Annotated in this window: 13 protein-coding genes and 1 pseudogene; 7 read left to right on the forward strand and 7 right to left on the reverse strand. The window is 53.8% G+C overall.

Features of this window, described 5'->3' with window-relative positions:
- Positions 1-55: 55 nt before the first annotated feature.
- The 5 genes from BCA33_RS14470 to BCA33_RS14490 all read left to right on the forward strand — a co-directional run bounded on the left by BCA33_RS14470 (position 56) and on the right by BCA33_RS14490 (position 4,666).
- A complete protein-coding gene (locus BCA33_RS14470; RefSeq protein ID WP_071266924.1) occupies positions 56-721 on the forward strand; it encodes a hypothetical protein in 666 nt (221 codons plus the stop codon).
- 60 nt (positions 722-781) lie between these two features.
- Complete coding sequence (locus BCA33_RS14475; RefSeq protein ID WP_071266926.1) at positions 782-1,279, forward strand: hypothetical protein; 498 nt, start codon at positions 782-784, stop codon at positions 1,277-1,279.
- Entirely contained in the window at positions 1,276-2,172 is an 897-nt protein-coding gene (locus tag BCA33_RS14480) for an alpha/beta fold hydrolase (RefSeq protein ID WP_071266928.1), read from the forward strand. Before BCA33_RS14475 ends, BCA33_RS14480 begins: the two co-directional genes overlap by 4 nt.
- Positions 2,173-2,177: 5 nt before the next feature.
- Entirely contained in the window at positions 2,178-2,921 is a 744-nt protein-coding gene (locus tag BCA33_RS14485) for a ZIP family metal transporter (RefSeq protein WP_254774430.1), read from the forward strand.
- A 71-nt stretch (positions 2,922-2,992) separates the two neighbouring features.
- Positions 2,993-4,666: a GMC family oxidoreductase gene (locus tag BCA33_RS14490; protein ID WP_071266930.1), complete on the forward strand. Its 1,674-nt coding sequence runs from the start codon at positions 2,993-2,995 to the stop codon at positions 4,664-4,666.
- Here BCA33_RS14490 and BCA33_RS14495 read toward each other — a convergent pair.
- The 6 genes from BCA33_RS14495 to BCA33_RS14520 form a co-directional block, all read right to left on the reverse strand.
- Positions 4,663-5,343 carry a nucleoside-diphosphate sugar epimerase gene (locus BCA33_RS14495; RefSeq protein ID WP_071266932.1) on the reverse strand — a complete coding sequence of 227 codons (681 nt, stop codon included), beginning with the start codon at positions 5,341-5,343 and terminating at the stop codon, positions 4,663-4,665. The genes BCA33_RS14490 and BCA33_RS14495 overlap by 4 nt on opposite strands.
- A gap of 115 nt (positions 5,344-5,458) precedes the next feature.
- Positions 5,459-6,154 (reverse strand): monofunctional biosynthetic peptidoglycan transglycosylase, encoded by a 696-nt coding sequence (gene mtgA, locus BCA33_RS14500; protein ID WP_071266934.1) that lies wholly within the window; start codon positions 6,152-6,154, stop codon positions 5,459-5,461.
- A 7-nt stretch (positions 6,155-6,161) separates the two neighbouring features.
- A complete protein-coding gene (locus BCA33_RS14505; protein ID WP_071266936.1) occupies positions 6,162-7,064 on the reverse strand; it encodes a diacylglycerol kinase family protein in 903 nt (300 codons plus the stop codon).
- Positions 7,065-7,296: 232 nt separating this feature from the next.
- Entirely contained in the window at positions 7,297-8,184 is an 888-nt protein-coding gene (locus BCA33_RS14510; RefSeq protein ID WP_071266938.1) for a DMT family transporter, read from the reverse strand.
- A gap of 126 nt (positions 8,185-8,310) precedes the next feature.
- On the reverse strand, positions 8,311-8,547 hold the full coding sequence (locus tag BCA33_RS14515; protein WP_071266940.1) for a TIGR02647 family protein: 237 nt from the start codon (positions 8,545-8,547) through the stop codon (positions 8,311-8,313).
- Between the two features lie 26 nt (positions 8,548-8,573).
- Positions 8,574-9,050 (reverse strand): hypothetical protein, encoded by a 477-nt coding sequence (locus tag BCA33_RS14520; protein ID WP_139173016.1) that lies wholly within the window; start codon positions 9,048-9,050, stop codon positions 8,574-8,576.
- A gap of 248 nt (positions 9,051-9,298) precedes the next feature.
- Here BCA33_RS14520 and BCA33_RS14525 point away from each other — a divergent pair, with 248 nt between their 5' ends.
- Positions 9,299-9,475: a DUF1328 domain-containing protein gene (locus BCA33_RS14525; protein WP_071266942.1), complete on the forward strand. Its 177-nt coding sequence runs from the start codon at positions 9,299-9,301 to the stop codon at positions 9,473-9,475.
- A gap of 145 nt (positions 9,476-9,620) precedes the next feature.
- Entirely contained in the window at positions 9,621-10,319 is a 699-nt protein-coding gene (locus BCA33_RS14530; protein WP_071266944.1) for a lytic transglycosylase domain-containing protein, read from the forward strand.
- A 51-nt stretch (positions 10,320-10,370) separates the two neighbouring features.
- Here BCA33_RS14530 and putA read toward each other — a convergent pair.
- Positions 10,371-13,999: pseudogene (putA, locus tag BCA33_RS14535) on the reverse strand (bifunctional proline dehydrogenase/L-glutamate gamma-semialdehyde dehydrogenase PutA).
- Positions 14,000-14,223 lie beyond the last annotated feature (224 nt).

Raw genomic sequence — 14,223 nt, forward strand, 5'->3', positions numbered from 1 at the left:
AACAACAAAACTACAACGGGGGCGCCACAAGGGCAGGCTCCGCCAGGGAGCATTCATGTCTGCATCGGTAAACCATCTTGACGAGCGCACCCGGGATTCGGCTGAGCTACTTGAAGATATCATGCCATCGGCGATCACTCTGGCCATGATGCTACGCCATAAAAAAATGGCTGCCTGGCTGAGGGCAGAGCTGGACGGCTACCAGGATCGTGAGGTTGCCCCGCCCTATCGCCGGGATTTGCCAGGGCATATTGTAGCGAAATCCCCCCAGTACGGATGGATCCCAGCGCCGGTAAGCGATCAGCAAACACAGGAATTTGCCCATCTTGATCTGACGGATGGCACAAAATCCCTGGAGAAAATCTGCGTCAACAGCAAAAAGGGCGACGGAAATCGGCTACTATTGGAGGCCGAGGACATGGCCACCCTGCAGAAGCAAATCAACCTCAGTGCCGAGCTGGCAATTAACCTGAGCCGCGATACCTACTCACGACTTTTAAGAACCGTGCGAGGTGCAATCTACCTGTGGACACAGGCGCTCATGGCGAAAGGAATGGCAGGTGAGCATAACCACTATAGCCCTGAAGAGCGTGCGCAAGTCGCAGAACTGGACACCCCTGAACACTTCTGGCGCAAAGCCATGGGTGAGATAGATGCTCTGCCCATTCCCGACGTGCGTTCTGCCGGCTTTTTCGAACGTATGTTCGGGAGGGCAAGCTGAGCTAAACTAACGCCTTGTTCCCGGACAATTCCATTTTGTTCAATGCAGCAAGGAGTTTCAATGAAACCTGTCGTTATGTTTATGTTGGCCTGCCTTCTTGTCCTCGCGGGCTGCCAGTCGATGCCAGATACAAACCCGGCCAACAAGCAAAACAACGAAAGCATGCCCGCGAGCGCAGACGGACGAGACCGAAGTGTCGTTTTCATCAGCTCCCAGCACTGCTTGAGCGAATATCTGAGCGATCAAAGCAGAGTTCATTACGGCCCCTGCCTCAAAATCATCAGCGTAGACGGCAATGTGCCACAGGTTCGAGACGACGGTTTCTTAGAGCTGCCCGTTGCCACTACCGCCACCCTTGGCACCAGTTGCGTTTACCGCCACGCCGATGGCTCGCCTATCCCTGCAACCATGGAAACTGCGGATTTCTATGTCACCCCGAATACGTTCACCAAGCCGGGGCAGCGCTGGTATCTGCATGCGCACAGGCAGGCGAGACAGGTTGTTGGCTGTGAGCCTACGTTGTCCCGTTCTAAAAGCCCGACCCAGGCAACGGATTGAAAAACCTGATTCTGCGCGATGGCCGCACTCTGGCCTACACGGATCTTGGTGATCCGCAGGGCTACCCACTGATTTTTGGCCACGGCATGCCAGGCTGCCGGTTGCAGGGCCTGTTCTTCCATAATCAGGCCCTGCAACATGGGTTCAGAATTCTTACGCCCGACCGCCCTGGCATCGGCAGTTCAGACTATCAACACGGGCGCCAATTGCTGGATTACCCGAAAGATATCGAGCAAATGGCAGACGCGCTTGGCTTGGACAGATTCAGTCATTTTGGCTGGTCCAGCGGAGGTTCACGCACTCTCGCCTGCTGCCACGCACTGGGTAACCGGGTGGACCTGGGCGTCTGCCTTTCGGGTTACACAAACTTTGCTGAATACAGAGGCCACCAAACACTGTTTGAAAAAACACGTTGGCCGGGGCCACGGCTGGCCCGATATAGTCCGGGGCTCGTACGGCTCGCGGTGCGACTGGTAACGCACCTCTCCCGGCGCCATCCGCGACTGTACATGCACGAAGCCCGGAACCTGGTTAACCAGTCCGATCGCGACCTGCTTAACCTGTTACTCCGTGGAGACACCTTTCGGCAGGATCAGATGGCTTGCCTGGAAAGCGGCGGCAAGGCAATCGCCACTGACCTACTCACCGAGCTTAACGACTGGGGCTTCAGCCTGAAACAGATAAACACACCTGTTCTTGTTTTCCAGGGGGAGGACGATACGTTCGTACCCGCAGACTATGCCCGCCACCTTGCGGAACTTCTTCCCAACGCAGAATTGACACTGATGCCGGATGCCGGTCACCTTTACCCTTTGACTGAAGGTTTCCAAAACAGGCTTTTTGAGCGCATCCATCGACAATTAACAGATAGAACACCACAAAGGAGCACCTAACCTTTATGACATCCGATATCAGTGTCGTTTGGCTTGGCGCGTTGGCAAGTCTGTTAGCTGGCCTTGCAACCGGCATTGGTGCCCTGGCGGTATTCTTCATTAAATCTCTGTCTGACCGGCTGCAAGACAGCATGCTCGCGGGCGCAGCCGGTGTGATGCTTGCGGCATCCTTTTTTTCGCTACTGCTTCCGGGGCTGGAACACGGCGAGGCGTTACTGGGTTCAACCTGGGCTGCGGCGCTGCTGGTCATATTCGGCATTCTGTCTGGCGCCGGGGCTTTGTATTATATCCATCAGAAACTGCCCCATGAACACTTCAATTTAGGGCCGGAAGGCCCTAATGCCTCGCATATACGCCGTATTTGGCTGTTTATTATCGCCATTACTCTGCATAACTTTCCCGAAGGCATGGCGGTAGGTGTCGGTTTTGCCGGAGGGGATATACGCAATGGCTTTGTGCTGGCAATGGGTATTGGCATTCAGAACATCCCGGAAGGCCTCGCCGTAGCCCTTTCATTGATGGCTATTCAATACTCTCGTGTCCGAGCCTTCACTATTGCACTTCTGACCGGGCTGGCCGAGCCCATTGGCGGTGTATTCGGCGCCGCACTGGTATGGCTGGCAGAACCGATTATGCCTGGACACTTGGTTTTGCCGCGGGTGCTATGCTGTTCATTATCAGCAATGAGATTATTCCTGAAACCCACCGAAACAGTTATAAAACCCTGGCGACCTTCTCGCTGTTGGTAGGTTTTGTTGTAATGATGTTTCTGGACGCCACTTTGGGTTGATGTCGCGTCGAATCATTTGGAGAAACCATCTTGCCCGATAACAAAAAAACACCAGGGCTGTACGAATTTGATTATATCGTCGTAGGTGCCGGAACAGCCGGCTGCCTGCTAGCTAATCGCCTGAGTGCCAACCCAAAAAATCGGGTGTTGCTGATTGAAGCTGGAGGACGCGACAACTACCACTGGATTCATATCCCGGTGGGCTATCTCTATTGCATAGACAATCCGCGTACCGACTGGTGCTTCCGCACTGAACCCGCGCCGGGGCTCAACAACCGCTCGTTGATATACCCTCGCGGCAAAACCTTGGGCGGTTGCTCCAGCATCAACGGCATGCTGTACATACGAGGCCAAGCAAGGGATTACGACCAATGGGCAGAGATAACCGGCGATGACGCCTGGAGCTGGAACAACTGCCTGCCAGATTTCATGCGCCATGAGGATCATCATGGCCTGGACGCCGGCAGCGGTGCAAATCACTCTGACAAGCGCTTCCACGGCCATGGTGGCGAGTGGCGGGTGGAGCGCCAGCGCCTGAAATGGCAGGTTCTTGAAGACTTTGCAGACGCAGCGTTTGAGGCGGGTGTACCCCGCACAAAAGACTTCAACTGCGGCGACAATGAAGGCGTGGATTATTTCGAAGTAAACCAGCGTGCCGGCTGGCGCTGGAATACCTCCAAGGCCTTTTTGCGAAGCGCCTCGAAACGGCCCAACCTCACCGTTTGGCATTCCACCCAGGTACTGGGGCTGGAAATCAACACCGAGGCAGAGCAACCCAGGTGCACCGGTGTGCGCACAACAAGTCCCAGTGTAGGCGAAGAGACACTCGCCATGGCCAGCCGCGAGGTTATTCTCTCGGCCGGTGCGATCGGCTCACCCCAACTCTTGCAATTATCTGGCATCGGGCCGTCCAACCTGCTTCAGGAATTGAACATTCCGTTGGTCGCAGACTTGCCAGGTGTAGGCGAAAACCTTCAAGACCACCTGCAAATCCGGTCTGTGTACAAAGTAAGTAACGCCCTCACCTTGAATACTATGGCCAACTCTTTGTGGGGTAAGGCTCGCATTGGGCTGGAGTATTTGTTTAAACGTTCAGGCCCTATGAGCATGGCGCCTTCACAGCTGTGTGCGTTTACCCGTAGCTCCGATGAATACGAATACCCCAATATCCAATACCACGTTCAGCCCTTGAGTCTGGATGCCTTCGGCCAGCCCCTACACCCGTTCCCGGCCATTACCGCCAGCGTGTGCAACCTGAACCCCACCAGCCGGGGCACGGTGCGTATCCGTAGCAGCAACCCCCTGGAAGCCCCAGCTATCGCACCTAACTACCTGAGCACTCCGGAGGACAGAAAGGTGGCCGCTGACTCACTACGAGTAACACGCCGCATCGCCGGACAGCCGGCCTTATCAAAGTACCGGCCCGAGGAATACAAGCCGGGGCCAGAGTATCAGACCGATGAAGACCTGAGCCGCCTGGCTGGCGACATAGGCACCACTATTTTTCACCCTGTGGGTACAACGCGTATGGGGCGACAGGACGACACCATGGCCGTGGTGGATTCCCACCTGCGGGTTAGAGGTGTGCAAAGTTTGCGCGTGGTGGATGCGGGGGTGATGCCCGTCATTACCAGCGGCAATACCAACTCACCGACATTGATGATTGCAGAGAAAGCCGCTAGCTGGATTTTGGCTAACAATTAACCGGTCTGATCAGATAACTTAACGATATCCTGATATTCGCGGATCTGCACAACCTGTTCTGCAGCAGACTCAGAGGCGAGACTGCAGGCCTCGTTAACCATGGCACGGGCAACCTTAGCGGCTTCTATGCCACGATACTTTTCCAACGGCCCAAAAAGAGCGCGGTTGATCAGTGGCATGGCCTTGGCGCCCATAGCCTCTCCCAGGCGGCTCTCAGGTCTGTTACCTAAAAGCAGGCTAGGATGGTATATCGACAGATAAGGGTACCCAAGCCCCTTAACGCCATTCTCCAACTCGCCTTTGACTCGATTATAGAAAATAGTCGATGAAGAAGACGAACCTATCGCAGACATCAAAATAAACGCCTGAGCACCTGCTGCACGGCCAAGCTCCGCCGCTTTCAGGCAGTAGCCATAGTCGACTTTGCGAAACTGCTCCTGAGAGCCTGCCTTTTTGATGGTTGTGCCCAGGCAACACATGATCACATTCACCTCGAACAACCCGGCATGGTCCTCCATGCGATCAAAATCCATCTCTTGCTGGTGCAGCTTGGAGTGAACAATGTTCAAGGGTTTCCGGACAGGCACGACGACCGATTCAACTTCGTCGCGGGCAAGCAGTTCGTTCAGAGCAATCCCACCGGTCAGACCGGTTGCTCCCAATAACAACACTTTCATAAGGCTCTCTTCCGTCAGCACAAGCGTTCATCGTACCAAAGAACCACTCAGCTCTGTGAACCTGCCAATTAAATGAACTAACCAGGCGGGACCAATCGTTTTGAGCAGGAAGGCCCTACAGCCCCTTCAGGTATTGCAGCCCCGAAAGCTGATCCATCTGGCCACGAATCCAAAATACCCGGTCCCGGACATAAGGCGATGGCGAAGCAATACTCAACACATTCGGATTAGGCAGAACTGCCGCGAGCCGGGCTGACTGGTTGGCCGACAGCTGGCTCGCAGAGATGCCAAAATAAACCCTGCTCGCCGCTTCCACGCCGTAAATGCCAGGGCCAAATTCGGCGATATTCAAATACACCTCAAGAATTCGCCGCTTGGGCCAAAGCCCGTCAACGGCAAGCGCAAGCCCGGCTTCCAGGGTTTTACGGACAAAGCTGCGACCGTTCCAGAGAAACAGATTTTTTGCGGTTTGTTGAGTAATCGTGCTGGCCCCCCTGAGGCCTTCCCCCGCATGATACTCGGCCAGCGCTTTACGAATCGCGGCAAAATCAACGCCCCAATGATCCGGAAACCGTTGATCCTCGCTGGCTACAACCGCCAGCGGCATCCAGGGCGAAACATCGGAAAGACTGACCCATTGCTGTTTCAGGTCTTTATGCGGGTTTGTGAGGCTGTAGCTGAGCATAAACGCCGAGGTGGGCGGGTTTACATATCGGAACAGGAGCAACACGGACAAGAACAACACCACCAGAGTGACGAACACCCAAGCAATCCCACGAAACAGTCGTTTTGCTATAGATTTACGAGCCATAAACGCGCTACCTGAGCCCCGGCCGACCGCTATCGGCTTCTCCCGTGCTCACCACCGAAGAGCCGATTACTCTAAGGCAGTGCTTGCGACATACCGCATGAAGCGGTGTTTTGCCCGCCACATCACCATCCACGGTAATGGTTTTTACACTGGAAGTCAGAATATCGCAGCGCCTGCCTTTCAGGTGCACAATCGTACTGGTGCGCTTCGGCGTTTTGCCACTAAACTGAACCAAAAAGAAGGTGAACAGTAGCTGCAAAAATGGCCGTGGTTTCACGGCAATAACATCCAGCAGTCCATCATCGGCGGTCGCTTGCGGAATTTCATTACCACCCCCGAAAAACGCGCCGCTAGAGACAGCAATCGATAGCCAATGCCCGCGCACAAAAGCCTGATCACACTGTATCTTAGCGTGAAACCCCCGCTTAGCATTCACCCGACGCAACAACTCGACGCCATAACTAAAACGACCAAGCAGTTTTTTGGCAGAGCCTTGTGATTCTCTGGCTGGAAGGGTTCCCAAACCAATGTGCGCAACATTGAGAAAAATTCCGCCCCCAAACTCGGCCACATCGACCAGCTGCGTTACCCCTTGCCGAACCAGTTCGCACACCGCTGCTGGCTCATCTGGCAAGGCCAAATTACGGGCGAAATCGTTTGCGGTACCCGAAGGCAGAACTGCCAGCGTAGCGTTGCATTCAAGGCATAAACTCGCCCCCGCGTTAACCGACCCATCACCGCCGGCAACCATAACAATGTCATCTGACTTTACTTGCGTTTTCCAGCTTTGCTCCTGGAGGTCACAACACTCCGGGCTTGTGATGCCAACATTTGCCAGCTCTTCAAGCCAGAACTCCCGGCCTCTCTGGCCATCGCCCGCCTTTGGATTTGCAACCAGCCAATAGGTCATACCATTTCTATCTCTGCAGCAGCTTAAGACATTTTCTGGGTAATAATCGTTTCAAGATACCCCAAACGCATCCGTGCTGACGTTACGATAAGGACACCAGAGTGCTTTCCAACTGCCGATTTTTCAGACTATAGTCCAGAACTCAAAGCAAATATAACCAACCGGAATCTGGCTATGATTATTGCTCTGATCACGCCTGTGCGCATCAAATCGGCGTACACGATTGGGCTCTTTAAGCGGGGCGTCTTTGTGAAACCACCAGGGCAACGCCGGTAATGGACACAACCCCACCCATGATTGCCAATACGCCCAACCGCTCATCAAACAGCCAAAAGGCTTCCAGAGCGGTTACCGGGGGCACAAGATAAAACAAGCTGGCGACTTGCGAGGCGGCACCACGGCGAATGAGCCACATCAGCAGCAAAATGGCGCCAATAGAAACGCCCAGCACTAGCCAGGCCATGGAAAGCTGCAACTGCACAGACCACACTACTTCGCGGGTTTCCAGCATTAGTGCGGCAACAGCAAAAAATACTGCGGCAGCGCCGTACTGGATGATAGTGCCCGCCACAAGATCTGCCCCCGTGCCATGGCGCTTCTGATACACCGTACCCACAGAGATGCCTGCTAAGGCAAGTAATGCCCAGACCAGTGTCCAGAGAGGAAATCCTGCGCCGGGGGTGCCGCTACCAAACTTCTCCAACAGAACCAGCGTTACACCCAGCAGGCCAAGGCCCAGTCCTAGCCATTGTCGCCATGAAACGGTTTCTTTCAGAACAAGAACGGCGACGCCCGTGGTTACCAATGGCTGCAAGCCAACCACCAGCGACACGATTCCCGAAGGCATCCCTCCCTGAATTGCGTAATAAACACCGCCAAGATAGCAGCCATGAACCAGCAAACCGGTTACAGCAAGGTGCCCGGCCGCCCGCCAGCCAGGCCAGCGGGTTTTGAGCATCCAGGCCAGGCCTACAAGCAGGCCCAGAGTTAGCAGCATACGAATCAGCAGAAGGGTAAACGGCTCAGCATAGGGCAAGCCGTATTTGGCACCAATAAAACCAGTGCTCCACAGCCATACGAACAGGGCAGGGACAAAAAATGAATAGAAAAAAGAGCGCATAACGGGCTGCCGGGGTCAGTTATCTGAAACGTCGATCAGTTTAGAGACTAATGCGTAAGCAGAACAGATACAGACGCCCGGCAGGGCAACCGGTACAGATGGCGCGCCAAGCCGACCGCATCACTGTTACGTTGTAAGAATAGACTGCAGCTTCTGGCTGAGCTCCACAGCTTCGCTACCCAAAGGCGTGAGGTAGCCTCCGTCATCTTGCGTAATCAGCCCCTTGGTAAAGAGCCGCTCTGCTGCCTGAACGGTTTCTGGCGCCGCGTCGTTCCGGTGCACCTTAATGCCGGCCTGACCTGAGGAAGACTCAAATTGGGATAGCAGATTAAGCTCGTCAATATGTTCTGAAGAAAGTGGCATGATGTTTCCTTGTCTGGTTTTAGTGGTCAGATACTTTTATTTCTTTTGTCCTGATCAAGGGTTAAATCCCGCTCAGTCTCATTCCACTGCTCGGAAAGTGCTTCATAGGCATCCGAGAAACCCTTTTTGGCTCGCTCCCATGCCGATGCTGAACTAGCTTTGAGCTCGTTGTACCAAGCCTGCACTCGCTCACGTTGCTCGCGCAGAGACGCAAGGCTCTCTTGTGAGCGTTCCCGGGCAGAGTTGCTCATCTCGTCCCAATTATCCGCGAGCTCTTTCTCTAGCTCTGCAATTCGTTTATCCAGAGCTGAGAGCACCCGGTTAATGGAATCCTCCGCCTTATCCTTCTGGTCGGCACCGTATTCTTGCAGTGCCTCCCCAAGCTCATGGCTCTGTTGCTTGAGTTTGTTGACTGATGAGTCTTCAGGTTCTGCGTGCAGGGGCGAAGCAAGCGCCCAGGACGCTGTTAAAGCCAGTGCGCAGACAATATGTTTGATAGCCATAGATTACTCCGATGCCTCATTCATCAAGAATAGCAGCCGTGCAATGATAACAATATACCGACCAACAGCTTATCTTATAAAAGCGTAACTAACTGCTAATAAATCCTATTTATACCTTTAAGAACATGACTTTAAAAATGCGTAAAAACTTAAAATCTGGCCAAAAAGGGCTCTAGCTCTGCTTATTATTTGTGCATTCCTGCTACCTGTGCCACTTTTAAAGCGAAGCCAAACAAGGAGGATTTGCCATGCTTTATTGGGCTGTAGTTTGTCTTGTTATTGCAATTATCGCTGGTGTTCTGGGCTTTGGGGGTATTGCGGGTACCGCCGCAGGCATTGCCAAAGTACTGTTCTTTATTTTTCTCATTCTGTTGGTCATTTCTCTCGTCGCTAACGCAGTACGCGGGCGTGGACCAAAAATCTAACGCTCTTTGTGAGCCGGGTAACATTACTCCGACAAGTCTTAATGTTTTTTCGGCCTAGCGAAGTCGTATAATCATACTCACGTTCGTTTTAGCAGGGCCGGCAGCCAAGAGTTGTTCTGCCGGTCACGTTTTCCGTGAGTAGCCTATGCCCCACCCCAGATACATCGTCCTGCCCTTAATTGCCGCCTTGGTCTGGCTCACTTCTCCGGCTGCTGCAGACAGCATAAAACGGGTTGTGCACCCGGATGGCCGCGTTGAGTTTACCAATGTAAAAAGCAATAGCCCCGGGCGAGCCTCCAGCAAAAACGAGACGGTGTTTCGGTACAAGGACCATAATGGCATTGTCGCATACAGCGGAACCCAGCCTTCGGTGGAAGATTTCGACGTCATCAGCTTTTACTGTTACGCCTGCGACCCGGACTCTCGTGTTAATTGGCGCACGACTCCTCTGTTCGCCGGCCGCTACAATACAGAAATCAAAACAGCTGCCCAGGAGTATGGCGTAGATCCGGCACTGGTACGCGCAGTGATTCATGCAGAATCTGCATTCAATGAAAAGGCTCTTTCCCCAGTGGGCGCACAAGGGCTTATGCAGCTGATGCCGGGAACGGCTCTGGAGGTTGGCGTACAGAATGCGATGGTGGCAGCAGACAACATCCGTGGCGGAGTTACCTATCTTGCCAAAATGCTGGAACGCTTCAAGGGTGATACCCGGCTGGCAACCGCCGCCTACAACGCTGGGCCGGGCACCGTAAGCCGTTACGGCGGGGTTCCACCGTATGCTGAAACCAAGGCTTACGTTGAGCGTGTTGGCATATTGCGCGAGCGCTATGCCACTAACTGATCAAAACACCAGAGACCCCATCCCTGGGGAGTCTCTGGTCGCGGCAACGGCTTACTCAGACGCAGCAATCAGGCTGGCGTTACCTCCAGCAGCCGTTGTGTCCACACACAGGTGCCGTTCAATCACAAATCGCTGATCAAGGGTGTGCTCTGTGATCAGCGGCAGCAACGCGCCATCCCGCTTAGCCAGTGCCTGCCTATACTTACGCAGAACCGGCTTTTCAGCACAGCTTACAACCGCTTCAAACCCTCGGGCTGTAGCCAAGCTTCCGGATCCAATTGCCCTTCGGCTCCCGTGATGGGTAGCCCAGCTTGTGCCGCACGGCTAACTGTATCGCCAACGCCCGGCGCAACCACCACTACCTTGTTACCTTGGGACAACGCCATAGCAACCTGTGCCAAGGCTGTTTCCTTGTCTGGCCCTATACACAGCACCACGCCACGGGCGTGATTGCTAAGGCGGTTAAGCTCTCCTGTTGGTCCTGGCAATTCTTCAGCTTCGGCGTCCAGAGGCGCTGGCACTTTCCCAAAAATTGGCTGCATAGCGTCAATTCTGGCTTCTGACCCCAGCAATTTGATTTTATTCAAACTACCAATGAGTTCCTCTAGCTTCTTGCCGTCAACCGTCTTGCCACCAGATTCCAGAGGGCGCTCAACGGTATCACCTTTCAAGAAACGGCGAAGATACTGTGGACCACCTGCTTTAGGGCCAGTTCCAGAAAGACCTTCACCACCAAATGGCTGGGAACCCACGATGGCACCAATCTGGTTACGGTTAACGTAGGTGTTGCCCACTTTGATACGGCTTGCAATCCGCTCAACCCGATTATCAACCCGGCTATGAATGCCGAAGGTTAGCCCGTACCCCCGGGCATTCACGGCATCCACTACCTGGTCAATTTCCTTGGCTTCAAAGGTGGCCACGTGCAGTACCGGGCCGAAAATTTCTTCTTCCATGTCTGCGATTCCGCTAACCTTCAGCACCGCAGGAGACACAAACAACCCGTTTTCCGGTACCGGAATCTTTTTAAGCAGGCGCCCTTCACGCTCAAACTTATCGCAGTGATCCACGATCTTCTTGCGGGCAGCCTCATCGATTACCGGGCCAACATCTGTAGATAGCGCCCAAGGATCGCCAATACCTAGCTCTTCCATGGCGCCATAGAGCATTTCAAGCAGGTTCTCAGCAATATCCTTCTGCACATACAGCATGCGCAGCGCTGAGCAGCGCTGACCGGCACTCTGGAAGGACGATGCGAGCACGTCACGTACCACCTGCTCCGGTAGCGCAGTTGAATCCACAATCATTGCGTTCAGGCCGCCGGTTTCCGCAACCAGAGGTGCATCCGGGGCCATGTTTTCTGCCATTACTTTGTTAATACGCTGAGCAGTTGCGGTGGAGCCCGTAAAGCACACTCCCGCCACCCGTGGATCAGAGGTCAGCGCCGTACCTACGGTAGAGCCCGTGCCTGGCAGAAGCTGGATGGCATCTTTGGGGATACCGGCTTCGTGCATAAGCTCAACAGCACGAACCGCCAGCAACGAGGTTTGCTCTGCAGGCTTGGCAACCACGACGTTGCCGGCAGCCAGGTTCGCCAAAATCTGACCAGCAAAGATGGCCAACGGGAAGTTCCAGGGCGAGATACAACAGATTATACCGCGAGCTTCGCCGTTATCTTTGTTACGAATACCTTCGTTGGCATAAAACTGGGAAAAGTCCACAGCTTCACGAATCTCGGCAATGGCATCCAACAAAGACTTGCCGGCTTCGCGGGTTGTCAGTGCAAACAGTTCATCTGAATTCTGTTCCAACAGATCGCCCACCTTGCGAACACAGGCAGCGCGTTCTTCCGCTGACATGGCGGACCAGCTTATAAAGCCTTGCTCAGCGGCGGTAATGGCTGCATCCACATCGGCTTCATTCGCGTGGGTTATATGCCCAACCAGGTCATCCGGCTTTGCAGGATTTTTAACCTCCACCACATCTGTACCGGCTACCTCTGCGGCAATGAGCGGGCCACCCGCCCACCGGTGGCGAAGAAAAGCATCACGGCCTTTGTCAATCTGCGCAACGGTTACCGGATCGGTAATATCCCAACCTTTGGAGTTTCGGCGATTGGCACCAAACAGGTCTGCAGGGCGCACAATGACTTTACTGGACAAGTTTTCACCCAGCTCCTGAACAATATCAATAGGGTCCTTCGCAATTTCTTCAGGACTGATACTGGTGTCAACAATCTGGTTGACGAAGGAGCTGTTAGCGCCATTTTCAAGCAACCGGCGAACCAGGTAGGCCAGCAAATCGCTGTGCTTACCCACGGGTGCGTAAATCCTGCAAGGCACACCGCTCTCAGCAAGAACCTGATCGTGCAGCGATTCGCCCATACCGTGCAAACGCTGGAATTCGTAATTCTTCAGCCCGGCCGTTCGCGTCATTTCCAAAACAGCAGAGACAGAGTGCGCATTGTGGGTGGCAAACTGCGGGTAAATGCGGTCGCTCATATCCACAAGCTTCTTTGCGCAAGAAAGGAACGCAACGTCACTGCCGGCCTTGCGGGTAAATACAGGAAAGTCCGTCAAGCCCATGACTTGGGCGCGCTTGATCTCGGCATCCCAGTAAGCACCTTTCACCAGACGCACCATGATGCGGCGGTCGAGCTTTTCCGACAACGCGTAGAGCCAGTCAAGGGTGTGCGACGCGCGTTTGCCAAATGCCTGAACCACCACGCCAAAACCATCCCAATTCGCCAGTGCCGGGTCGGCCATTATGCCTTCGATAACATCCAGCGAAAGATCAAGGCGATCTTGTTCTTCGGCATCAATGTTAAAGCCCATATTCGCAGCTGCCGCTTTTTTGGCCAGCTTTAACGCACGGGGTAACAACTCATTCATTACTCGTTCTTTCTGGCCGTACTCGTAACGAGCCAGCAACGCAGAGAGCTTTACCGAGATACCCGGATTTTTGCGCACATCGCCTGAGCAGTTCTTGGCTATGCTATCGATGGCGTTGGAATAGGATTCAAAATAGCGCCGGGCATCGGCATCGGTGCGGGCAGCTTCGCCAAGCATGTCGTAGGAGTATGTGTAGCCCTTTGCCATGTAGGGCTTAGCTTCGCTCTGTGCTTCTTCGATATCACGCCCCAGAACAAACTGCCGACCCATTTCTTTCATTGCCTGCCCAGCAACTGTACGAACCACAGGCTCGCCCAAGCGCTTAACCAACCTGCGAAGCGTATCGCCCACGGTGTGGCGCTCAGAATCTTTCAAAAGGTTGCTGGTCAACAAAAGCGCGACAGTAGTGGAGTTAATAAAGGTAGAAGACGCTTTACCTACGTGGGCTCCCCAGTTGCCTGACGTGATCTTATCTTCAATCAGCGCATGGATGGTCGTGTTATCAGGCACACGTAGCAATGCCTCCGCCAGACACATAAGCGCTACGCCCTCTTTGGTGGTGAGGCCGTATTCCGCAAGGAATTTTTCCATAATCGTGGATTTCGCGCTATCCCGAACACTGCGCACCAAGTCGGCCGCGCGGGCAGAAATAGCTTTACGTTCTGCCCCAGACAACTGAGCGTCAGCAATCATCTCGTGGATCACCTTGTACTCATCTTCGAGATAGTAATCGCGAATCGCCTGCCGACTGCTGGCAAGCTCCGGAGCCACTGATTGCTGCGATCTCATACTTGTACCCTCTCAGTTGTTTGTCTTCCCGCATTCTACCGACAACGGCAAAGACTATTTCTCTGTAAAAACCGAATACACTTGCCGCTTCGGCTTTATTAGCGAATATAAATGTATTAATTATCTCTCATGAAATACAATTTCAGGCAAAACTCCCTGAACCACTCAACAAAACCAACTCAAAGCCCCAGTGATACTTGGCATTTATAGCCTACAGCATAGTG

This window comes from Marinobacter sp. AC-23 (genome assembly GCF_001858325.1).
In the GTDB taxonomy this organism is placed as follows: domain Bacteria; phylum Pseudomonadota; class Gammaproteobacteria; order Pseudomonadales; family Oleiphilaceae; genus Marinobacter.